At 59.7% G+C, this 21018-nt stretch carries 17 protein-coding genes; 11 read left to right on the top strand and 6 right to left on the bottom strand.

The window, feature by feature from the left end:
* Window positions 1-6 precede the first annotated feature (6 nt).
* Complete coding sequence (locus FBY10_RS01275) at window positions 7-636, bottom strand: alpha/beta hydrolase (protein ID WP_145335355.1); 630 nt, start codon at window positions 634-636, stop codon at window positions 7-9.
* Window positions 637-783: 147 nt separating this feature from the next.
* Here FBY10_RS01275 and FBY10_RS01270 point away from each other — a divergent pair, with 147 nt between their 5' ends.
* Window positions 784-1221, top strand: coding sequence for a YhcB family protein (locus FBY10_RS01270; RefSeq protein WP_003171734.1), 438 nt, complete (start codon window positions 784-786; stop codon window positions 1219-1221).
* A 68-nt stretch (window positions 1222-1289) separates the two neighbouring features.
* On the opposite strand, the gene FBY10_RS01265 is transcribed toward FBY10_RS01270, so the two are convergent.
* The 3 genes from FBY10_RS01265 to FBY10_RS01255 all read right to left on the bottom strand — a co-directional run bounded on the left by FBY10_RS01265 (window position 1290) and on the right by FBY10_RS01255 (window position 4930).
* Complete coding sequence (locus FBY10_RS01265; RefSeq protein ID WP_145335357.1) at window positions 1290-3014, bottom strand: ABC transporter ATP-binding protein/permease; 1725 nt, start codon at window positions 3012-3014, stop codon at window positions 1290-1292.
* Window positions 3015-3114: 100 nt separating this feature from the next.
* Window positions 3115-3675 (bottom strand): response regulator transcription factor, encoded by a 561-nt coding sequence (locus FBY10_RS01260; RefSeq protein ID WP_003171731.1) that lies wholly within the window; start codon window positions 3673-3675, stop codon window positions 3115-3117.
* The gene (locus FBY10_RS01255) at window positions 3668-4930 is read right to left on the bottom strand and encodes an ATP-binding protein (protein ID WP_090409478.1); all 1263 of its coding nucleotides are present in this window, start codon (window positions 4928-4930) and stop codon (window positions 3668-3670) included. Before FBY10_RS01255 ends, FBY10_RS01260 begins: the two co-directional genes overlap by 8 nt.
* A 204-nt stretch (window positions 4931-5134) precedes the next feature.
* On the opposite strand from FBY10_RS01255, the gene FBY10_RS01250 reads away from it, so the two are divergent.
* The 10 genes from FBY10_RS01250 (at window position 5135) to FBY10_RS01205 (ending at window position 18542) form a co-directional block, all read left to right on the top strand.
* On the top strand, window positions 5135-5848 hold the full coding sequence (locus FBY10_RS01250) for an SIMPL domain-containing protein (RefSeq protein ID WP_145335359.1): 714 nt from the start codon (window positions 5135-5137) through the stop codon (window positions 5846-5848).
* A gap of 92 nt (window positions 5849-5940) precedes the next feature.
* Complete coding sequence (locus FBY10_RS01245; protein ID WP_131698455.1) at window positions 5941-7542, top strand: ABC transporter substrate-binding protein; 1602 nt, start codon at window positions 5941-5943, stop codon at window positions 7540-7542.
* Between the two features lie 258 nt (window positions 7543-7800).
* A complete protein-coding gene (locus FBY10_RS01240; protein ID WP_131698456.1) occupies window positions 7801-9429 on the top strand; it encodes an ABC transporter substrate-binding protein in 1629 nt (542 codons plus the stop codon).
* Window positions 9430-9733: 304 nt separating this feature from the next.
* Window positions 9734-11338, top strand: coding sequence for an ABC transporter substrate-binding protein (locus FBY10_RS01235; protein ID WP_131698457.1), 1605 nt, complete (start codon window positions 9734-9736; stop codon window positions 11336-11338).
* Window positions 11339-11509: 171 nt separating this feature from the next.
* A complete protein-coding gene (locus tag FBY10_RS01230) occupies window positions 11510-12907 on the top strand; it encodes an OprD family outer membrane porin (RefSeq protein ID WP_131698458.1) in 1398 nt (465 codons plus the stop codon).
* A gap of 80 nt (window positions 12908-12987) precedes the next feature.
* Complete coding sequence (locus FBY10_RS01225; RefSeq protein ID WP_131698459.1) at window positions 12988-14583, top strand: ABC transporter substrate-binding protein; 1596 nt, start codon at window positions 12988-12990, stop codon at window positions 14581-14583.
* 76 nt (window positions 14584-14659) lie between these two features.
* The gene (locus FBY10_RS01220) at window positions 14660-15670 is read left to right on the top strand and encodes an ABC transporter permease subunit (protein WP_003171721.1); all 1011 of its coding nucleotides are present in this window, start codon (window positions 14660-14662) and stop codon (window positions 15668-15670) included.
* Between the two features lie 10 nt (window positions 15671-15680).
* Entirely contained in the window at window positions 15681-16592 is a 912-nt protein-coding gene (locus FBY10_RS01215) for an ABC transporter permease subunit (protein WP_131698460.1), read from the top strand.
* Window positions 16593-16602: 10 nt separating this feature from the next.
* The gene (locus tag FBY10_RS01210) at window positions 16603-17571 is read left to right on the top strand and encodes an ABC transporter ATP-binding protein (protein ID WP_131698461.1); all 969 of its coding nucleotides are present in this window, start codon (window positions 16603-16605) and stop codon (window positions 17569-17571) included.
* Complete coding sequence (locus tag FBY10_RS01205) at window positions 17571-18542, top strand: peptide ABC transporter ATP-binding protein (RefSeq protein WP_017138288.1); 972 nt, start codon at window positions 17571-17573, stop codon at window positions 18540-18542. The genes FBY10_RS01210 and FBY10_RS01205 overlap by 1 nt, the downstream gene beginning before the upstream one ends.
* A gap of 129 nt (window positions 18543-18671) precedes the next feature.
* Here the strand turns inward: FBY10_RS01205 and FBY10_RS01200 are convergent, their stop codons facing one another.
* On the bottom strand, window positions 18672-18917 hold the full coding sequence (locus FBY10_RS01200; protein ID WP_131698462.1) for a hypothetical protein: 246 nt from the start codon (window positions 18915-18917) through the stop codon (window positions 18672-18674).
* A gap of 195 nt (window positions 18918-19112) precedes the next feature.
* A complete protein-coding gene (locus FBY10_RS01195) occupies window positions 19113-20696 on the bottom strand; it encodes a peptide chain release factor 3 (RefSeq protein WP_131698463.1) in 1584 nt (527 codons plus the stop codon).
* Window positions 20697-21018 lie beyond the last annotated feature (322 nt).

Raw genomic sequence — 21018 nt, 5'->3', positions numbered from 1 at the left:
CTGCTATCAATTCGAGAGGCGCGGCAGCACCAGATCCTTGAGATCGGTGAGCTTGCCATGAAAAAAGTGCCCGCATTCTGCCACTTTCAGCAGCTCATGGGGGCGTTTCAAGGCGGCAGACCAGTCGTAGACCAATTGCGGATCGACCACTTCGTCGGTTTCCGGTTGAATCAAGGTCAATGGGCAGGTCTGGGGCAGCACGTCGTTATTGCTCAGACGCATCACGGCGGCGGCGACCATAAACAGGTGCGCGAGCTTTTCGCCTTTGGCTTCCAGGCGGCCGCCGAGGCTTGCCGCCACGTAGCCACCAAAGGAAAAACCGAGCAGGGTGAGCGGCAGGTTGGGGTGTTTTTCACGCAGCCAGGTAACAGCCGCTTCGGCATCGTCCACTTCACCGGTGCTCATGTCGTGGGTGCCGGCACTCGCGCCGACGCCACGGTAATTGAAACGCAAAGTAATCAACCCGGCATCGCGAGCTGTGCGTTGCAGGGTCGAAACGACTTTATTGAGCATGGTCCCGCCCTGCACCGGATTAGGGTGGCAGATCAGCGCCAGGCCACGTGGCTCGGGGTGATCCAGGTACAGTGCTTCCAATTGGCCTACCGGGCCATCGATCAAAACGGGGGTTTCACGCATGAGCAAGGAATGAACTCCGTGACCTCTCAAAGGGTCGACTCGTCTAGCTAAAAGTCTGTGCATGGCATCATTGCGAGCTTAATCGCGGTATACAGCGCAGGTTTGAGCCGTTAACGTAAAGCAAAGCCGTTTATAGAGGAAGGACTCGTGGAACACTCGCTCTTAGTTTGGTTGTTGCCGACTCTCGCCTTGGTTGCCGGTGTCGCCATTGGATTCCTGGTTGCCCGCCTGCTGCCGAATGCCGCGCCTAACCGCACGCAGCGTCAGTTGGATGACATTCAGGAACGTTTTGACAGTTATCAGAACGAGGTTGTTACCCACTTCAACAGCACCGCGACCCTGGTCAAGAAACTCACCCAGAGCTACCAGGAAGTACAGGATCACCTCGCCGATGGCGCAAACCGCCTGGCCCTCGACGACATCACCCGTCAACGCCTGCTGGCCGCGCTGCATTCCGATGCACCGCAAACTCCACGGGAACGCCTGACCCCACCCCGGGAAAACCAGGAGCCGCCGCGGGACTACGCGCCAAAAACGCCAAACGCCCCGGGCATGCTGGATGAGCATTACGGCTTGAAGAAGTAAGTTATTTTCAAGCGATAAAAAGCCCGGCTGATCGATGATCAGCCGGGCTTTTTATTGGGCCTCACTCTTCAGGACATGGTCTGTTCCTGCAACCAACCGCCCTCGATCCGCACATGCCGCCCATGGAAGCGCTTGAGGCTGCTGCGATGCCCGACGCTGACAATGCTCAACCCCGGCAGCTCATCGATCAACGCTTGATACAGCGTCGCCTCATCCTCTTCATCCATGGCCGAGGTGGCCTCGTCCATGTACAGCCATTGCGGCGCGAACAACAAGGCACGGGCAAAGGCCAGGCGCTGTTGTTCGCCCGGCGAGAGCATGCGTTGCCAATGGTTGGCTTCATCCAGACGCCCCACCAGGTGCGGCAGGCGACAGGTTTCCAGCACCTGTGCATAACGCTCTGCCGAATAGACGCTGTCGTCCTGTGGATAACTCAACACCGCCTTGAGTGTGCCGATCGGCAGGTAGGGCTTCTGCGGCAGGAACAGGTAACGCCTGGCCGGCAGGCGAATGCTGCCGTGACCAGCAGGCCAGAGATGGCCCATAGCGCGCAGCAAGGTACTTTTGCCGCTGCCGGAGCGGCCGCTGAGCATGACGCGCTGACCCGGTTCAACGATCATGTTGGCGTCGGTCAGCAAGTGGCGACCATCCACCAGGCTCAAGCCCAGCCCTTGCACCACAAGACGCTCGCCCTCTGCGCTGACGTCGATGGTGGCTGAGCGCTGCTCGTTTTCACTCATAGCCTGCTGAAAACTCAGCAGACGGTCACTGGTCGCGCGCCAGCCGGCCAGGTCAGCGTACGCACTGATAAACCAGCTGAAGTTGCCCTGCACGTTGCCGAACGCCGAGTTGATTTGCATCAGCTCGCCCAGTTCGATCGTGCCGGAAAAGTAGCGCGGGGCAGCCACGATAAACGCAAAGACGATCGCAATCTGTTCATAGCCGGCAGTGAAGAACGTCAGGCGCTTGGACACCTTCATGATGTCCCAGTAGTTATGCCAGACCTTCCCGAACCGCGCACTCAAACGCTGATTCTCATTGGGCTCGCCGTTGTACAGGGCGATGCTCTCGGCATTCTCCCGCACCCGCACCATGGAGAAACGCAAGTCCGCTTCGAAGCGTTGTTGCTGGTTGCTCAAACCGATCAAACGACGACCGATCAGATGGGTCAGCCAACTGCCGACACCGGCATAGACCAAAGCACACCAGAACATGTAGCCGGGGATGGTGATACCGAACACTTCAATACTGCCCGACACGCCCCACAGGATAATGGAGAACGACACCAGGCTGACCACATTGCGCAGCAGCCCAAGGCCAAGACTCAGCGTGTTCAGGGTAAAGCTATTGAGGTCTTCGGAAATTCGCTGGTCCGGGTTATCGGTGTAGCCGCCCTGCTCCAGCTGGTAGTAGTTCTTGTTGCCAAGCCAGCGGGCGAAGTGTTTTTCGGTCAGCCATGCGCGCCAGCGAATGGTCAGCATCTGAGTGAGGTAGAGACGGTAGACCGCACCGAGAATCGCCACCGTGGCGATACCGCAGAAATAAACGATCTGCTGCCAGAAGGCGGCGGTGTCCTTCTTTTCCAGAGCGTTATAAAAATCCTTGTACCAGTGGTTAAGCCACACGGAAATGGCCACGCTGAACAGCGACAGGCCGATCACGACTGCGAGCAACAACCAGGCCTTGCCCTTCTCTTCACTGCGCCAATAGGGCGTGATCATCGCCCAAGTTCGGCGAAAAAACTGCCCACGCACCGCGTCGTTGACCGCGGAATACTCAGCGTTCTGATTCATCGTTCAGGCTCGATAGGAGGGTGGTGACAGGCGTTTGAACCGATCATAGATGATCGGTTCAGGGCTCCGTGCGGCCTGAAGCGGGTTGTTCAGCTTAGGTTCAGCGGCGTACCGGACGCTTCTGCAGCTTGCGTTGCAGGGTGCGCCGGTGCATGCCCAGGGCGCGGGCAGTGGCAGAGATATTGCCTTCGTGTTCGGTGAGGACGCGCTGGATGTGTTCCCACTGCAGGCGGTCCACCGACATCGGGTTTTCAGGCACCAGGGTGTCGAGGTCGGCGTGCTCGGACAGCAACGCAGCCAGCACGTCATCGGCATCCGCCGGCTTGCACAGGTAGTTGCAGGCACCGCGCTTGATGGCTTCGACGGCCGTGGCGATGCTGGAGTAACCGGTGAGGATCACCACGCGCATTTCCGGGTCGAGCTCCAGCAGTTTGGGCAACAGCACCAGGCCGGAGTCGCCGTCCATTTTCAGGTCGAGCGCGGCGTAGTCCGGCAAGTCGGCCTGGGCGATGGTCAGGCCTTCTTCGGCGGAGCCTGCGGTGCTCACGCGAAAGCCGCGACGGCTCATGGCGCGCGCCATCACGCGGGTAAACGTGGCGTCATCATCTACCAGCAACAGATGCGGCAGTTCTTCGCCTTCGACTTGGATCTCGTCACTCATCGATATCTCCTCGTGCGACACGGGGCAGGCGCAGCTCGGTGAGCGTGCCGCCTTCCTCATGACTATAGAGCTTCACTGAGCCGCCCGCGCGGGTCACGCTGGCCTTGCTCAAAAACAGGCCCAGGCCGAAGCCTTTGCCCTTGGTGGTAAAGAAAGGTTTGCCGATCTGCTCAGCAATGGCCAGCGGCACGCCTGCGCCGTGATCGCGGATGCTGATCGTCAGGTCATCCACATCCCAGTCCAGCCGGACTTCCAGGCCTTCGGGGCAGGCGTCGGCGGCGTTGTTCAGCAGGTTGAGCAAGGCTTGGGTCAGGTCCGGCGGTGGCGCCAGGCGCGGAACAGTGCCCTGCCCCAGCAGATGGAAACGGTAGCTGGCCTCGGGGCGCATCAAATGCCAGCGGTTCAGGGCTTCGTCGAGCCACTGGGTCACGTCCTGCATATCGACCGCCAGGCGGCGATTGGCTTCAGCCGCGCGTACCAGTTGCTGCAAGGTTTGCTTGCATTGCTTGACCTGTTCGCGCAGCACGCCGAGATCCTCTTGCAGCGCCGGGTCGTGGTGGTCCTGGGTCATTTCGTTGAGCAGCACGCTCATGGTCGCCAACGGCGTGCCCAATTCGTGAGCCGCACCGGCGGCCTGGGTGGCGACGGCGAGCAGTTGCTGGTCACGCAGGCCTTCTTCGCGGCGAATGGCGCGCAGTTCTTCCTGGCGGCGCAGCTCTTCGGCCATGCGCGCGGCAAAGAAGGTGATCACGGCGGCAGACAGGGCAAAGCTCAGCCACATCCCGTAGATCTGCAGGTTTTCGCGGGCGATGGGGAACGTTTGCAACGGATAGAACCGCGCCAGCAGCAAGGTGTACAGGGTCAGGGCGATGCCCGACAGCACCACCGAGTAGCGCCACGGCAAGGTCACCGCGGCGATGGTCAGTGGCACCAGGTAATAAGAAACGAACGGGTTGGTGGAACCGCCGGAGAAATACAGCAACACACTGTGGATAAACAGGTCGCAGGCCAATTGCAGGGCGTATTCCAGCTCGGTCACCGGCCATGTGGTACGCAACCGAATGGCGGTAAATACACACAGCACGATGGAGAAACCCAGGGTCACGCCCAATTGCAGCCACGGCAGCGGCAGCAGGTCGAACCAATAGGCAAGCCCGACCGAACCGGCCTGTGCGGCCAGTACCAGGGTACGGATGAACGTCAGGCGCCAAAGGTTCTGGCGGGTGGCGGAAGTCAGTTTTACGGCGGCGAGCATGAGCTCTCCCGATGAGCGCTGCAGGCGGATCGGCAGGAGTATAAACGAAGCAAGCGCGCTGGCATGGCGCGTGTGGCTCTTTGCCGCAGGCCGAGCGAACAACCGTTCGTCGGCGTCCGCACGATGTGTAGCGAATATGTAAACCCGAAGAACCCGATACCACCGTCTACAGTCATACCGATACGAACACCCTAAGGAGCTTCCATGTCTCGTTTCACTCGCAGTGCAGTTGTTCTCACCCTCAGTGCCAGCGCCCTGGCCAGCCTTCCGGCACTGGCCGCCGATGCACTGAATTACAACCAGATATCCCTGCGCGCCGAGGTCAGCCAGGAAGTGGCCCGGGACAAGATGATCGTCACCCTCTACACCGAGTCCCAGAACCCCGACCCGGCCAAGCTCGCGGCCGAAATCACCACCACCATGAACAAGGCCCTGGGCCAGGCGCGCGAAGTCCAAGGCGTGACCCTGCGCCAGGGCAGCCGTAACAGCTACCCGATCTACGACAACAAGAACCAGAAGATCACCGGCTGGCGCGAGCGCGCCGAACTGCGCCTGGAAAGCGCGGACTTCCCGGCGCTGTCCAAACTCACCGGCGAGTTGCTCAACACCCTGAAAATGGAAAACATGGACTTCGCCATCGCCGACACCACGCGCAAGACCAGCGAAGACGCCCTGCTCAAGGACGCGGTTGCCGCCTTTAAAGCACGCGCGCAACTGGCCACCGATGCGTTAGGCGGCAAGGGCTACAAGATCGTCAACTTGAACTTCAACACCAATGGCTACCCACAACCTTATGCCCGTGGCGGAATGATGATGAAGGCGGCCATGATGGATTCAGCACCGACGCCGGAAGTGGAGGCAGGTACCAGCCAGGTCAGCATGAGCGCCGATGGGGTGATCGAAGTGCAGATGCCGTAACCCCTACCCGACAAACCTGAACGGCGGTAACCTCGGTGACCGCCGTTTTTGTTTGGGCAGCTTTTATATGCCTGCCACTTTTAGGGGTCTCCATGGAAAGAACCACCTTCAAACCACTCCTCTTTACCGCCGGCCTGCTGGCCTTTATGCCGATGGCCCACGCAGCCAGCACCCTGGTCTACTGCTCCGAAGCCAGCCCCGCCGGTTTCGACCCCAGCCAGTACACCAGCGGCACCGACTTCGATGCGTCCGCCGAAACCGTGTTCAACCGCTTGACCCAGTTCAAGCGTGGCGGCACCGAAGTGGAACCAGGCCTGGCCACCCGCTGGGAGGTGTCCAAAGACGGCCTGACCTACACCTTCCACCTGCGCGATGGCGTCAAGTTCCACACCACTGACTTCTTCAAACCCACCCGCGATTTCAACGCGGATGACGTGCTGTTTACCTTCAATCGCCTGCTGGATGCCGAGAGCCCGTTCCGCAAGGCCTACCCTTCCGAATCGCCGTACTTCACCGACATGGGCCTGAACACCACGATCAAGAGCGTCGACAAACTCGACGAGCACACCGTGCGTTTCAACCTGAACAACGTCGATGCCTCGTTCGTGCAGAACCTGGCCATGAGTTTCGCCTCCGTGCAATCGGCCGAGTACGCCGCCCAGCTATTGAAGGAAGGCAAGGCCGAAGACATCAACCAGAAACCGGTGGGCACCGGGCCGTTCGTGTTCAAGCGTTACCAGAAGGACTCGCAGATCCGCTACGTGGCAAATAAACAGTATTGGAAACCCGAGGATGTGAAGCTCGACAACCTGGTGTTCGCCATCACCCCGGACGCCGCCTCGCGCCTGCAAAAGCTCAAGGCCGGCGAATGCCAGGTCAGCGGCTACCCGCGCCCGTCGGACATCGAGGTGATGAAGCAGGACCCCAACCTGCGCGTGCTGCAGCAAGCCGGTTTCAACCTGGGCTTTCTGGCCTACAACGTGACCCATCCACCGCTGGATCAACTCAAGGTCCGCCAGGCCCTGGACATGGCCATCGACAAGCCGGCGATCATCAAGGCCGTGTACCAGAGCGCCGGACAATTGGCGCAGAACGCACTGCCACCGGCGCAGTGGTCTTATGACCCGTCCATCAAGGATGCCCCGCACGATCCGACCAAGGCCCGCGCGCTACTAAAAGAAGCAGGGGTTGCACCAGGTACCACCATCAACCTGTGGGCGATGACCGTGCAACGCGCCTCCAATCCGAATGCACGCATGTCGGCACAAATGATCCAGCAGGATTGGGAGAAAGTCGGCATCAAGGCCAATATCGTCAGCTATGAGTGGGGCGAATACATCAAGCGCGCCAAAAATGGCGAGCACGATGCGATGATTTATGGCTGGACCGGCGACAACGGCGACCCGGATAACTGGCTCGGTGTGCTCTACAGTTGTGCTGCGGTCAAGGGCAGCAACTACGCCAAATGGTGTAACCCCGCCTATGACAAGCTGGTGCAGCAGGCCAAAGTCAGCAGTGACCGTGAACAGCGCATCAAGTGGTATCAACAGGCACAGAAAATCCTTAAGGAACAAGTACCTATAACGCCTATTGCAAACTCGACGGTTTTCCAACCGCTGCGCAGGGAAGTGAAGGACTTCAAGATCAGCCCCTTCGGGCTGACACCGTTCTACGGCGTGAGTCTAGATAAGTAACAGCAACGCCCCAACCGAGTGCGCCAGACGCCCCGGTTGACCCTTCATGGTGCGCGCCATGCACCGAAAAAAACCTATAAATATGCTCAAATATGTCAAAACTTTCATAATTGCGACATTCCTGTACGTTCGTACCACTCTTTCTACCTTCCAACGGTTCAGCATCTTGCAATGGGTATGGCGCCTGCATAAGTATCCGCAGGCCGACTCACGAGGTCGCCCTCACCACCAAAAATGACAACAAATCATGAGGCCAACATGCTTAAACACGCAGTCCTTCCGTTATTAGTGAGCGCTGGCCTTATGGCCGCGGCCCCTTTCGCCCAAGCGGCGACTAACCTGGTGTTCTGCTCCGAAGGGAGCCCGGCCGGTTTTGACCCAGGCCAGTACACCACCGGAACAGACTTCGATGCCTCGGCCGAAACCATGTTCAACCGTCTGAGCCAGTTCGAACGAGGCGGCACCGCCGTTGTTCCTGGCCTTGCCACCAGCTGGGACGTGTCCCCGGATGGCCTGACCTACACCTTCCACCTGCGCGAAGGCGTCAAGTTCCATACCACCCCGTACTTCAAGCCCACCCGTGAGTTCTCGGCTGACGACGTACTGTTCACCTTCAACCGGATGATCAATAAAGACGATCCATTCCGTAAGGCTTACCCCACTGAGTTCCCGTACTTCACGGACATGGGGATGGACACCAACATCAAGAACATCGAGAAGGTCGATGCCCACACCGTCAAGTTCACCCTTGGCACCGTGGACGCCGCTTTCATCCAGAACCTGGCAATGAGCTTCGCTTCCATCCAGTCGGCTGAATACGCAGCCCAACTGTTGAAGGAAGGCAAACCTGCGGACATCAACCAGAAACCGGTCGGTACTGGCCCGTTCGTATTCAAGAGCTACCAGAAAGACTCGAACATTCGCTACACCGGCAACAAGGACTACTGGAAACCTGAAGACGTGAAGATCGATAACCTGATCTTCGCCATCACCACCGACCCGTCGGTGCGTATCCAGAAGCTGAAGAAAAACGAGTGCCAGATCACCCTGTTCCCACGTCCGGCCGACCTCAAGGCGCTGGGTGAAGACAAGGACCTGAAACTGCCGCACCAGGCCGGTTTCAACCTGGGCTATGTCGCCTACAACGTCATGGACAAGATCAAGGGCAGCGACCAGCCAAACCCACTGGCTGACCTGCGCGTACGCCAGGCGCTGGACATGTCGGTGAACAAGCAGCAGATCATCGACTCCGTCTACCAGGGCGCAGGTCAACTGGCGGTCAACGCCATGCCGCCAACCCAATGGTCCTACGACAACACCATCAAGGACGCCAAGTACGATCCCGAGAAAGCCAAGGCGCTGCTCAAGGAAGCGGGTGTCAAGGAAGGTACCGAGATCGTTCTGTGGGCGATGCCCGTTCAGCGTCCGTACAACCCGAACGCCAAGCTGATGGCTGAAATGCTGCAAAACGACTGGTCCAAGATCGGCCTGAAGGTCAAGATCACCAGCTACGAGTGGGGCGAGTACATCAAGCGCTCTAAAGGCGGCGAGAACCAGGCCATGATCATTGGCTGGAGCGGCGACAACGGTGACCCGGACAACTGGCTGAACGTGCTGTTCGGCTGCGACTCGCTGGCCGGCAACAACTTCTCCAAGTGGTGCGACAAGAAATTCGACGGCGTCGTGAAAGAAGCCAAGGCTACGTCGGACGTCGCCAAACGCACCGAGCTGTATAAGCAGGCGCAACATATCCTCAAAGATGCAGTCCCGATGACACCTATCGCGCACTCGACGGTGTATCAACCCATGCGCAACACCGTGCAGGACTTCAAGATCAGCCCGTTTGGCCTGAACTCCTTCTATGGCGTGAGCGTAAGCGGCAAGTAAGGACCAATGACGGTGGCGTTTCATAACGTCGCCGTTATTGCATCCGCCTGGACCGTAGGAAATAGACCACGCTAGCAATCGCCGCGTCCTACAGCTGCGAACTGCGACAAGCAACTCTTTTGCCTACAAGGTCAGTCCGATTTGGCGCATTTACTGCGAAGTCCGCGACCCATACCGTCGTAGGACAGCAGAGGCTCCAACCTGGAAAAGGCACTTGCTGTGTGTGGGATCAGTAATGTCTCCCTGGCCGTACGCCAGGGTGATTGCTTGCTGATGACAACTACAAACAAGGATCGGGATCGTCATGCGCCATACCACCGTTCTATCCGCAATTTTTGGCTCCAGCCTGCTGGCCATAGCCACGATGGGCCAGGCGGCCGACAAGAAGAGCCTGGTGTTCTGCTCCGAAGGCAGCCCGGCGGGGTTCGACACCGCGCAATACACCACCGCCACCGATAACGATGTGGCCGAGCCGCTGTACAACCGCCTGGTTGAGTTTGAAAAGGGCGCGACCAACGTCGTACCTGGACTGGCGACCAAGTGGGATATTTCCGAAGACGGCCTGACCTACACCTTTCACCTGCGTGAAGGGGTGAAATTCCACAGCAACAAGGAATTCAAGCCGACGCGGGACTTCAACGCCGACGACGTGCTGTTCACCTTCAACCGCATGCTTGACCCCGACCACCCGTTTCGCAAGGCCTACCCCACCGAGTTTCCGTATTTCAACGGGATGAGCCTGAACAAGAACATCGCCAAGGTCGAAAAAACCGACCCGCATACCGTGGTGATGACGCTCAACTCGGTCGACGCTGCGTTCGTGCAGAACATCGCCATGAGCTTTGCCGCCATCCTGTCGGCCGAATACGCCGAGCAGTTGCTCAAGGAAGGCAAGCCCAGCGACATCAACCAGAAGCCGATCGGCACTGGCCCCTTTGTATTCCAGCGCTACCAGAAAGACTCGCAGATCCGCTATGTGGGTAACAAACAGTACTGGGACCCGAGCAAGGTCAAGCTGGACCAGCTGATTTTTGCCATCAACACCGACGCCTCGGTGCGCGTGCAAAAGCTCAAGGCCGGCGAATGCCAGGTCACCCTGCATCCCCGCCCGGCCGACGTCGACGCGCTCAAGGCCGACCCGAACCTGCAACTGCTGACCAAGCCGGGTTTCAACTTGGGCTACATCGCCTACAACGTGCGCCACAAGCCGTTCGACCAGCTCGAAGTGCGCCAGGCGCTGGACATGGCGGTGAACAAGCAGAGCATCTTGAATGCCGTGTACCAGGGCGCGGGGCAGTTGGCAGTCAATGCCATGCCACCGACCCAATGGTCCTACGACGACAGCATCAAGGACGCCGCCTACAACCCGGAAAAAGCCAAGGAACTGCTCAAGGCCGCCGGCGTGAAGGAAGGTACCGAGATCACCCTGTGGGCGATGCCGGTGCAACGGCCGTACAACCCCAACGCCAAGCTGATGGCCGAGATGCTGCAAAGCGACTGGGCCAAGATCGGACTGAAGGTCAAGATCGTCAGCTACGAGTGGGGCGAATACATCAAGCGCACCAAGAACGGTGAGCACGATGTCAGCCTGATCGGCTGGACCGGCGACAACGGTGACCCGGACAACTGGCTGGGCACCCTCTACAGCTGCGACGCCATCGGTGGGAACAACTACTCCATGTGGTGTGACCCGGCGTACGACAAGCTGATCAAGCAAGCCAAGGTCGTCACCGACCGAGAACAAAGGACTGTTCTGTACAAACAGGCGCAGCAACTGCTCAAGCAGCAGGTGCCGATCACGCCCGTAGCCCACTCGACGGTCAATCAGCCGTTAAGCGTCAAAGTCGAAGGCTTCAAAGTAAGCCCCTTCGGCCGCAACGTGTTCTCGGGCGTCAGTATTACCCCATAAGAAAATAACCGGATTGCAGGGAGCGAAGTTGGCTCTCTCGCAAACGCGCAGCCTTTTGTTGGGATTTTTCCTACAGCAAACGTTTGCACCAGCTTGATCGAGTTACACACCCAATAGCCGGATCACCAAAAAAGACCGGCATTAAAAAGAGAACCAAAGGAGCTTCAACCCATGAAACTGAGCAGCAAAGCGCTTCTGGCCCTGGCCATCAGCACCATCACGGCAACCGCCTACGCTGAAACCCAAAGCCAGGACTTCGTTCCTACCACGTTGGCCGGCACCAGCGCTCAAAGCGAGGCCAAAGGCTTTATCGACGGTCAAAGCCTGGGCGGTACTACCCGTAACTGGTACTCCACCGAGAAGAGATTCCGTGGCCAGCGTTTCTCCTACGAGAAACACAATCAGACGCGCACCGACGCAAACCGCACCAACTGGGTACAAGGCACCATCCTCAACTACTCCTCGGGCTTCACCCAAGGCACCGTAGGTGTGGCGACCGAAGTCGCGGCTTACAACGCCGTGGTCCTGGACCGCAGCAAGCGAGATATCAAGGGCGGATCCAACCGTACCCTGGCTGACTCCGACGGTGATGCAGTAGGCCAATGGAGCAAGCTGGGCCTGGCTAACGTCAAGTTCCGCGTGTCCAACACCACCTTGACCGCCGGTCGCCAGAACTTCAGCAGCGGCATCGTCGACACCATCGGCAACCGTGCCCTGCCGTCGAGCTTCGAAGGTGTGAGCTTCAACAGCGAAGAGCTGAGCAACCTGTCGTTCCAAGGCGGTATTTTCGATCGCGTTTCGCCGCGTACCGAGCAGAGCCTGTCGAAATTCCGTTCCGAGTACGGTAATGGCCAGGAAACCGACAAGGTCAAAACCCTGGGCTTCAACTACCAGCCGTTCAAGAGCCTGAAAACCAGCGTGTTCGCCGCTAACGTCGAAGACTTCTGGAACCAGTACTACTTCGGTGCCACCCACGAATTGGGTGATGCACAGACCCTGGCACTGACCACCGGCCTGAACTACTACAAAACCACCGACACCGGCAGCAAGAAGATGGGCAACATCGACAACGACACTTACTCGTTGTCCCTGGGGCTGACCCACCAGGCCCACAGCCTGACCTTCTCGTACCAGGAAGTTAACGGTGACGAGTACTTCGACTACCTGCACGAAACCAACGGCATCTACCTGGCCAACTCCCTGACCTCCGACTTCAACAGCCCGAACGAGAAGTCCTTCCAGGTCGCCTACGCCATCAACATGGCCGAATACGGCGTGCCAGGCCTGAAGTTCAACGTCTACTCGGCGCGCGGCTGGGGCATCGACGGTACTCACTACAACGGTACCGCCTACGGTACTGCCGGTGAGAGCCGCAGCGACCTGCGCCTGATGGACGGTGAGAAACACCAGGAATACGGCGTTGGCACCTCCTACGCGATTCAGAGCGGCCCACTCAAGGCCACCACCATCCGTGGCACCTACGTGACTCACCGCGCCAGCGCACAACAGGCTGACGGCAACATCAAAGAGTTCCGTCTGGTCACCACCATCCCGTTCAACATTCTTTAATTAGCGCCAGGTAGACGGCGGGCTCAGGACGAGCCCGCCGTCTACGCTTGTCTGGTCCCATCGATTGCAGAGGGCTCTGAATGAAAATGCTCCCGCTACAAGCTGCCGTTGCCGCTGCGCTGTTAAGCGTCGCTATCGGCGTATCGGCCAAACCCCTGGTGGTCTGCACCGAAGCCAGTCCGGAAGGCTTCGATCCGGTCCTGTACACCACCGCAGTCACCGCCGATGCCGCCGCTGAAACCATGTTCAACCGTTTGGTGGACTTCAAGCCCGGCACCACCGAGATCGTGCCAGCGCTCGCCACTTCCTGGGAAATCAGTGACGACGGCCTGACCTATACATTTCATCTGCGCGACGACGTCAAGTTCCACACCACCGACTACTTCAAACCCACGCGCAACATGAATGCCGACGACGTACTCTGGAGCTTCCAGCGCCAGCTGGACCCAAAACACCCGTGGCACAACAAATCCAACGTGGGCTACCCGTACTTTGAAAGCATGGGCTTCAAGGAACTGCTCAAGAGCGTGGAGAAGACCGATGACCATACCGTGGTCTTCACCCTGACCCGCCCTGAGGCACCGTTCCTGGCCGATGTCGCGATGCCGTTTACCGCCATCCACTCCGCCGAGTACGCCGACAAGCTACTCGCCGCCGGCAAGACCGAAGAGCTCAACAGCAAGCCGATCGGCACCGGCCCGTTCATTTTCACGCGATACCAGAAGGATGCTCAGGTGCGCTTCAAGGCCAACCCGGAGTACTTCCGTGGCAAGCCTCCGGCCGATCCGTTGATCCTGGCCATTGCGGTCGACAACAACGTGCGCCTGCAGAAGCTCAAGGCCAACGAATGCCAGATCGCGCTGTATCCCAAGCCCGATGACCTTCCCAGCATCAAGAAAGACCCGAACCTGAAGGTCGCCGAACTGGCAGCGATGACCACCGCCTACACCGCCCTGAACACCACCCACAAGTACATGAGCGACGCGCGGGTGCGCCACGCGATCAACATCGCGTTCGACAAGAAAGGCTACAACGAATCCCTGTATGGCAAAGGCAACGCCGTTGATGCCACCGGCCCGTATCCACCGACCCTGCTGGGCTTCAACGACAAGCTGAAAAACCCTGAGCGCGACCTGGACAAGGCCCGTGCCCTGCTCAAGGAAGCCGGCGTACCGGAAGGCACCGAGTTCACCCTGTTCACCCGTAACGGCGGCGGTCCGACCAACCCTAACCCAATGCTCGGCGCCCAGCGCATGCAGGCGGACCTGGCGCAAATCGGCCTGAAAGTGAACATCAAGGTCATGGAATGGGGCGAGATGCTCAAGCGCGCCAAAGCCGGCGAGCACGACATGGTTTCTGCTGGCTGGGCCGGTGATAACGGCGACCCGGATAACTTCCTCACGCCGAACCTGAGTTGCGATGCAGCCAAAAACGGCGAAAACTACGCACGCTGGTGTAACAAAGAGTTTCAGGACTTGATCGATAAGGCCCGTGCTATCGCTGAACCCACTGAACGCGCCGCACTCTATGAACAAGCACTGGACGTTTTCGACAAGGACCAACCATGGATTCCCATGGCTTACCCGAAAATGTTCACCGCCATGCGCAAGAACGTCGAGGGTTATACCCAAAGTCCTCTGACGAACAATAACTTCGCCACTACCCAGGTGAAGTAAATAAGAGAAACGCTCGGCACCGCCCACCAGGACGGTGCCGAACCTGCCTAACCGGCTGATTGAGGTACACCACAAGATGTTTAGTTTTATTGCCCGCCGACTGGGGTTATTGATCCCCACGTTTTTCGGCATCACGTTGCTCACGTTTGCGTTGATACGCATGATCCCTGGCGACCCTGTCGAAGTCATGATGGGCGAGCGGCGCGTCGACCCCGAGATGCACGCACAGGCAATGGAACGCCTTGGCCTTAACAAGCCGCTGTATGCGCAATACCTGGACTATGTCGGCAAGCTCGCCCAGGGCGACCTTGGCGAATCGCTGCGCACCCGCACCAGCGTGTGGACCGAGTTCACCGCCCTCTTCCCGGCGACCCTGGAGCTGTCCATGGCCGCCCTGCTGTTCGCCGGCATCCTGGGCCTGTTGGCCGGGGTGATCGCGGCACTCAAACGAGGATCCCTGTTCGACCATGGAGTGATGGGCATCTCCCTGGCGGGCTATTCGATGCCGATCTTCTGGTGGGGCCTGATCCTGATCATGTTCTTCTCCGTGAGCCTGGGCTGGACCCCGGTTTCCGGGCGTATCGACCTGCTCTACGACATTGAGCCGCGCACCGGCTTCATGCTGATCGACACCCTGCTGGCTGACGAGCCGGACGCGTTCTGGGATGCGCTGCACCACCTGATCCTGCCGGCCATCGTGCTCGGCACCATCCCGTTGGCAGTGATCGCGCGGATGACCCGTTCATCCATGCTCGAAGTGCTGCGTGAAGACTACATCCGTACCGCCAAGGCCAAAGGCCTGTCGCCGGCGCGCGTGGTGTTCGTGCACGGCCTGCGTAACGCGTTGATCCCGGTACTCACCGTGGTCGGCCTGCAAGTCGGCACCCTGCTGGCCGGTGCGGTCCTGACCGAAACCATCTTCTCGTGGCCCGGCATCGGCAAATGGCTGATCGAAGCCATTGGCGCGCGGGACTACCCGGTGGTGCAAAACGGCATCCTGCTGATCGCCTGTCTGGTGATCCTGGTGAACTTCGTGGTGGACATCCTCTACGGCTTCGCCAACCCACGCATCCGTCACCAGCGCTGAGATCATGACCATGACCACACCTACTCAAGTGTCAGCAGTCGATCAAAGCCTGCTGTACCCGTCGCCGTACAAAGAATTCTGGCAAGCCTTCTCCAAGAACAAAGGCGCGGTTGCCGGCCTGCTGTTCATGTTGCTGATCGTGTTCTGCGCGATCTTCGCCCCCTGGGTAGCGCCGCATAACCCCACCGAGCAATACCGTGATTTCCTGCTGACCCCGCCGTCGTGGCTGGAAGGCGGGCAGATCCAGTTCCTGCTCGGCACCGATGAGCTGGGCCGCGACCTGCTCTCGCGCCTGATCCAGGGCTCGCGCCTCTCGTTGCTGATCGGCTTGTCGTCGGTAGTGATGTCGCTGATCCCGGGCATCCTGCTGGGCCTGTTCGCCGGGTTCTTCCCGCGCCTGCTTGGCCCGACCATCATGCGCCTGATGGACATCATGCTGGCCCTGCCGTCGCTGCTGCTGGCGGTTGCCATTGTCGCGATCCTCGGCCCTGGCCTGATCAACACCGTGATCGCCATCGCTATCGTCTCGCTGCCGTCCTATGTACGTCTGACCCGCGCTGCGGTGATGGGCGAACTGAACCGCGACTACGTGACTGCCGCCCGCCTCGCCGGCGCCGGCCTGCCCCGCCTGATGTTCATCACCGTGCTGCCTAACTGCATGGCACCGCTGATCGTTCAGGCCACCTTGAGTTTCTCTTCCGCGATCCTCGATGCCGCCGCGCTGGGCTTCCTCGGCTTGGGCGTACAACCGCCAACGCCTGAGTGGGGCACCATGCTGGCTTCGGCTCGCGACTACATCGAACGCGCATGGTGGGTCGTCAGCCTGCCGGGCTTGACCATTTTGCTCAGCGTGCTGGCAATCAACTTGATGGGTGACGGCCTGCGCGACGCGCTGGACCCGAAACTCAAGAACGCCGCCTGAGGAGATTCCCATGTCACTGTTAGAAATCAAGAATCTCAACGTCCGCTTCGGCGACAAGACCGCCGTGCCGGTGGTCGATGGCCTCGATATTTCCGTCGACAAAGGCGAAGTCCTGGCCATCGTTGGCGAGTCGGGCTCGGGTAAATCCGTGACCATGATGGCGCTGATGGGCCTGATCGAGCACCCCGGCATCGTCACCGCCGACGCCCTGAACTTCGACGGCAAGGACATGCTCAAGCTGAGCAACCGCCAGCGCCGCCAGATCGTCGGCAAAGACCTGGCGATGGTGTTCCAGGACCCGATGACCGCGCTGAACCCCAGCTACACCGTGGGTTTCCAGATTGAAGAAGTGCTGCGCCTGCACCTGAAGATGTCCGGCAAGCAAGCGCGTAAACGGGCCATCGAGCTGTTGGAAAAAGTCGAGATCCCGGGCGCTGCCAGCCGTATGGATGCCTACCCGCACCAACTGTCCGGCGGTATGAGCCAGCGAGTAGCCATCGCCATGGCGATTGCCGGCGAACCGAAATTGCTGATCGCCGACGAACCGACCACCGCGTTGGACGTGACCATCCAGGCGCAGATCATGGAACTGCTGCTGGCCCTTCAGAAAGAGCAGAACATGGGCCTGGTGCTGATCACCCACGACCTCGCGGTCGTGGCTGAAACCGCCCAGCGTGTGTGCGTGATGTACGCCGGCCAAGCGGTGGAAGTCGGCCAAGTGCCGCAATTGTTCGACATCCCGGCGCATCCGTACAGCGAAGCGCTGCTCAAGGCGATTCCCGAGCACAGCCTCGGCGCCACGCGCCTGGCCACGCTGCCGGGTATCGTGCCTGGCCGCTATGACCGCCCGCAGGGTTGCCTGCTGTCGCCACGCTGCCCGTATGTGCAGGAATCCTGCCGTGCCCAGCGACCCAGCCTTGATCCGAAAAGCAACAGCCTTGCGCGATGCTTCTACCCCTTGAACCAGGAGGTGGCGTAATGGCCGTCGTTCTTACCGCCCGCGACCTCACCCGTCACTACGAAGTGTCCCGTGGCCTGTTCAAGGGCCATGCGCTGGTACGCGCGCTTAATGGTGTGTCGTTTGAACTGGAAGCCGGCAAAACCCTCGCGGTTGTAGGCGAGTCGGGTTGCGGCAAATCCACCCTGGCCCGTGCGCTGACGCTGATTGAAGAGCCGTCTTCAGGCTCGCTGAAAATCGCCGGCCAGGAAGTCGCCGGCGCCGACAAGGCCCAGCGCAAGCAACTGCGCAAAGACGTGCAGATGGTGTTCCAGAGCCCCTACGCCTCGTTGAACCCACGCCAGAAGGTCGGTGATCAACTGGGCGAACCGCTGTTGATCAACACCAACCTGTCCGCCGCCGAACGTCGCGAGAAAGTGCAGGCGATGATGAAGCAAGTGGGCCTGCGCCCTGAGCATTATCAGCGCTACCCGCATATGTTCTCCGGTGGCCAGCGCCAGCGGATCGCCCTGGCCCGCGCCATGATGCTGCAACCGAAAGTGCTGGTGGCGGATGAACCGACCTCGGCCCTCGACGTATCGATCCAGGCCCAGGTGCTCAACCTGTTCATGGACCTGCAGCAGGAGTTCAACACCGCCTACGTGTTCATCTCCCACAACCTGGCGGTGGTGCAACACGTCGCCGATGACGTGATGGTGATGTACCTCGGCCGCCCGGTGGAAGTTGGCCCCAAGGAAGATATCTACGCCCGCCCCCTGCACCCGTACACCCAGGCGCTGCTGTCGGCCACCCCGACCATTCATCCGGATCCGAACAAACCGAAGATCAAAATCGTTGGTGAGTTGCCTAACCCACTGAACCCGCCGCCAGGCTGCGCTTTTCACAAGCGCTGCCCGTATGCGACGGCGCGTTGCAGCAGCGAGGAGCCGCAGTTGCGGGCGTTGGATAACCGCCAGGTGGCTTGCCACTACGCGGAGCAATTCGTGGCCTGAAACCCTGTGCCGGCATTCCCACGCGGAGCGTGGGAATGATCAATGTGTAAGCAGTAAATACAGCGTTCTACAGCCCTTCCCGTCAGGTTGCGCATCAGCCTGGCGGGAGGGGCTTTCTTTTGGATGCAATTAACTGTCGCCGTCGTCGTAGGTTTCGCTGTCTTCCCCTTCGTTGTAGGGGTTTTCTGCGTCCTCTTTTGGCGCGGGCTGGGCCTGGGGTTGCCAACTGCCGGAGTTGACCTCGTTCTGCTTTTTCTTGGTGACCGGGCCGGTGTCTTTCCACTGCGGCGCTCCTGCGCCCGCCAGCGCCGGAAGGGTCGTCAGCCCCAGGACGGCCAGCAACACCAGGGGAATGGCGCGTTGAGCATTTCGCACGGTGGTCTCCTTTACAGTCGGTGGGTAAACGCTAGACCCGATGCCGGATTCTCGCCAATCCCATGCCTGGTGGAGACCAAAAATGTGGGAGGGGGCTTGCCCCCGATAGCGTAGTGTCAGCCCCCAAGGTACTGGCTGACACACTGCTATCGGGGGCAAGCCCCCTCCCACATTTTGTTTTGCGGCGCTCGGACCTTAGTGGTGCTCGCGGGTCGCGCGGAATTTCACATCCGGCCAGCGCTCTTCCATCAACGCCAGGTTCACCCGGGTCGGGGCCAGGTAGGTCAGGTGACCACCGCCATCGACCGCGAGGTTTTCCACGGCCTTGTTGGAGAACTCTTCCAGCTTCTTCTTATCGGCGCATTCGATCCAGCGCGCGGAGTACACCGTGATCGGCTCGTAGGAGCACTCGACCTTGTATTCCTCTTTCAAGCGGCTGGCGACCACATCGAACTGCAGCACGCCGACGGCGCCGAGGATGATGTCGTTGCTGCGCTCGGGGAAGAACACCTGGGTCGCGCCCTCCTCTGCCAGTTGCTGCAGGCCTTGGCGCAGTTGCTTGGATTTGAGCGGGTCACGCAGGCGCACGCGGCGGAACAGTTCCGGAGCGAAGTGCGGGATACCGGTGAAGCCCAGCGCTTCGCCTTCGGTGAAGGTGTCGCCGATCTGGATGGTGCCGTGGTTGTGCAGGCCGATGATGTCGCCGGCGTAGGCCTCTTCGAGCTGTTCACGCTCGGAGGAGAAGAACGTCAGGGCGTCGCCGATGCGCACGTCCTTGCCGGTGCGCACGTGGCGCATCTTCATGCCTTTTTCGTATTTGCCCGAGCAGATGCGCATGAAGGCAATACGGTCGCGGTGCTTGGGGTCCATGTTCGCCTGGATCTTGAACACGAAGCCGGTGAATTTCTCTTCCACCGGTTCCACGGTGCGCTCGTTGGCGACACGGGCCAGCGGCTTCGGTGCCCAGTTCACGACGGCGTCGAGCACGTGGTCGACGCCGAAGTTGCCCAGGGCGGTCCCGAAGAACACCGGGGTCAGTTGGCCGTCGAGGAATTCCTGCTGGTTGAACTCATGGCAGGCGCCCTGCACCAGTTCCAACTGGTCGACAAAGCGGTCGTACTCGTCACCCAGGTGGGCGCGGGCTTCGTCGGAGTCGAGCTTCTCGATGATTTTCACATCGGTGCGTTCGTGACCGTGGCCGGCGGTGTAGACAATGATGTAGTCGTCGGCCAGGTGGTACACACCCTTGAAGTCGCGGTAGCAACCGATCGGCCAGGTGATCGGCGCGGCCTTGATCTTCAGGACGGCTTCGATTTCATCCAACAATTCGATCGGGTCGCGGATGTCGCGGTCGAGTTTGTTGATGAAGCTGACAATCGGCGTGTCACGCAGGCGGCACACGTCCATCAGCGCGATGGTACGTGGCTCGACGCCCTTACCGCCGTCGAGGACCATCAGTGCCGAGTCCACCGCAGTCAGGGTGCGATAGGTGTCTTCGGAGAAGTCTTCGTGGCCCGGGGTGTCGAGCAGGTTGACCATGTGGTCGCGATACGGGAACTGCATGACCGACGTGGTAATGGAAATACCCCGTTGTTTTTCCATTTCCATCCAGTCGGAGGTGGCATGGCGGTCGGATTTGCGGGATTTCACCGTGCCGGCCACTGCGATCGCCTTGCCCATCAGCAGGAGCTTCTCGGTGATGGTGGTTTTACCGGCATCGGGGTGGGAAATAATGGCGAAAGTGCGGCGTTTCGCGACTTCGGCGGCCTGGTGGGTCATGGGAAATCGCCTGGCAGGTGAGTCAAAAAAGGGCGGCGAGTATAGCGCAAACCGGGAGTGACGGACCACCGTTCACCCCTTTGGGGGTGGCTAAATACTGCCAACTGTGGAACCTTTTAAAAGGTAGAGACGTCCACTCCCCTGCTATCGCACTCGGAACAGGGGCTGAAAAATCAGCAAGTTAGCCTGACGAGGCTGCGCTTATGGCTCGATTTGATACCGCGTTGCCGGTATTGGCGAGCTGCTTTTCGCGAACTCATTCAGAGGCAGCCAGGAATGGCATTGCCGCTCGGAAATGTGTTCGCCGACAAAAGAAAAAAGG

Origin of the sequence: Pseudomonas sp. SJZ103 (assembly GCF_007828335.1) — a bacterium.
In the GTDB taxonomy this organism is placed as follows: domain Bacteria; phylum Pseudomonadota; class Gammaproteobacteria; order Pseudomonadales; family Pseudomonadaceae; genus Aquipseudomonas.
This window is presented reverse-complemented; position numbering and strand designations above follow the sequence as displayed.

Bases quoted from the DNA above. Each gene is read 5' to 3' on its own strand.
- FBY10_RS01275 (WP_145335355.1), bottom strand. From the start codon at position 636: ATGCGTGAAACCCCCGTTTTGATCGATGGCCCGGTAGGCCAATTGGAA.
- FBY10_RS01265 (WP_145335357.1), bottom strand. From the start codon at position 3,014: ATGAATCAGAACGCTGAGTATTCCGCGGTCAACGACGCGGTGCGTGGG.
- FBY10_RS01260 (WP_003171731.1), bottom strand. From the start codon at position 3,675: ATGAGTGACGAGATCCAAGTCGAAGGCGAAGAACTGCCGCATCTGTTG.
- FBY10_RS01255 (WP_090409478.1), bottom strand. From the start codon at position 4,930: ATGCTCGCCGCCGTAAAACTGACTTCCGCCACCCGCCAGAACCTTTGG.
- FBY10_RS01250 (WP_145335359.1), top strand. From the start codon at position 5,135: ATGTCTCGTTTCACTCGCAGTGCAGTTGTTCTCACCCTCAGTGCCAGC.
- FBY10_RS01245 (WP_131698455.1), top strand. From the start codon at position 5,941: ATGGAAAGAACCACCTTCAAACCACTCCTCTTTACCGCCGGCCTGCTG.
- FBY10_RS01240 (WP_131698456.1), top strand. From the start codon at position 7,801: ATGCTTAAACACGCAGTCCTTCCGTTATTAGTGAGCGCTGGCCTTATG.
- FBY10_RS01235 (WP_131698457.1), top strand. From the start codon at position 9,734: ATGCGCCATACCACCGTTCTATCCGCAATTTTTGGCTCCAGCCTGCTG.
- FBY10_RS01230 (WP_131698458.1), top strand. From the start codon at position 11,510: ATGAAACTGAGCAGCAAAGCGCTTCTGGCCCTGGCCATCAGCACCATC.
- FBY10_RS01225 (WP_131698459.1), top strand. From the start codon at position 12,988: ATGAAAATGCTCCCGCTACAAGCTGCCGTTGCCGCTGCGCTGTTAAGC.
- FBY10_RS01220 (WP_003171721.1), top strand. From the start codon at position 14,660: ATGTTTAGTTTTATTGCCCGCCGACTGGGGTTATTGATCCCCACGTTT.
- FBY10_RS01215 (WP_131698460.1), top strand. From the start codon at position 15,681: ATGACCACACCTACTCAAGTGTCAGCAGTCGATCAAAGCCTGCTGTAC.
- FBY10_RS01210 (WP_131698461.1), top strand. From the start codon at position 16,603: ATGTCACTGTTAGAAATCAAGAATCTCAACGTCCGCTTCGGCGACAAG.
- FBY10_RS01205 (WP_017138288.1), top strand. From the start codon at position 17,571: ATGGCCGTCGTTCTTACCGCCCGCGACCTCACCCGTCACTACGAAGTG.
- FBY10_RS01195 (WP_131698463.1), bottom strand. From the start codon at position 20,696: ATGACCCACCAGGCCGCCGAAGTCGCGAAACGCCGCACTTTCGCCATT.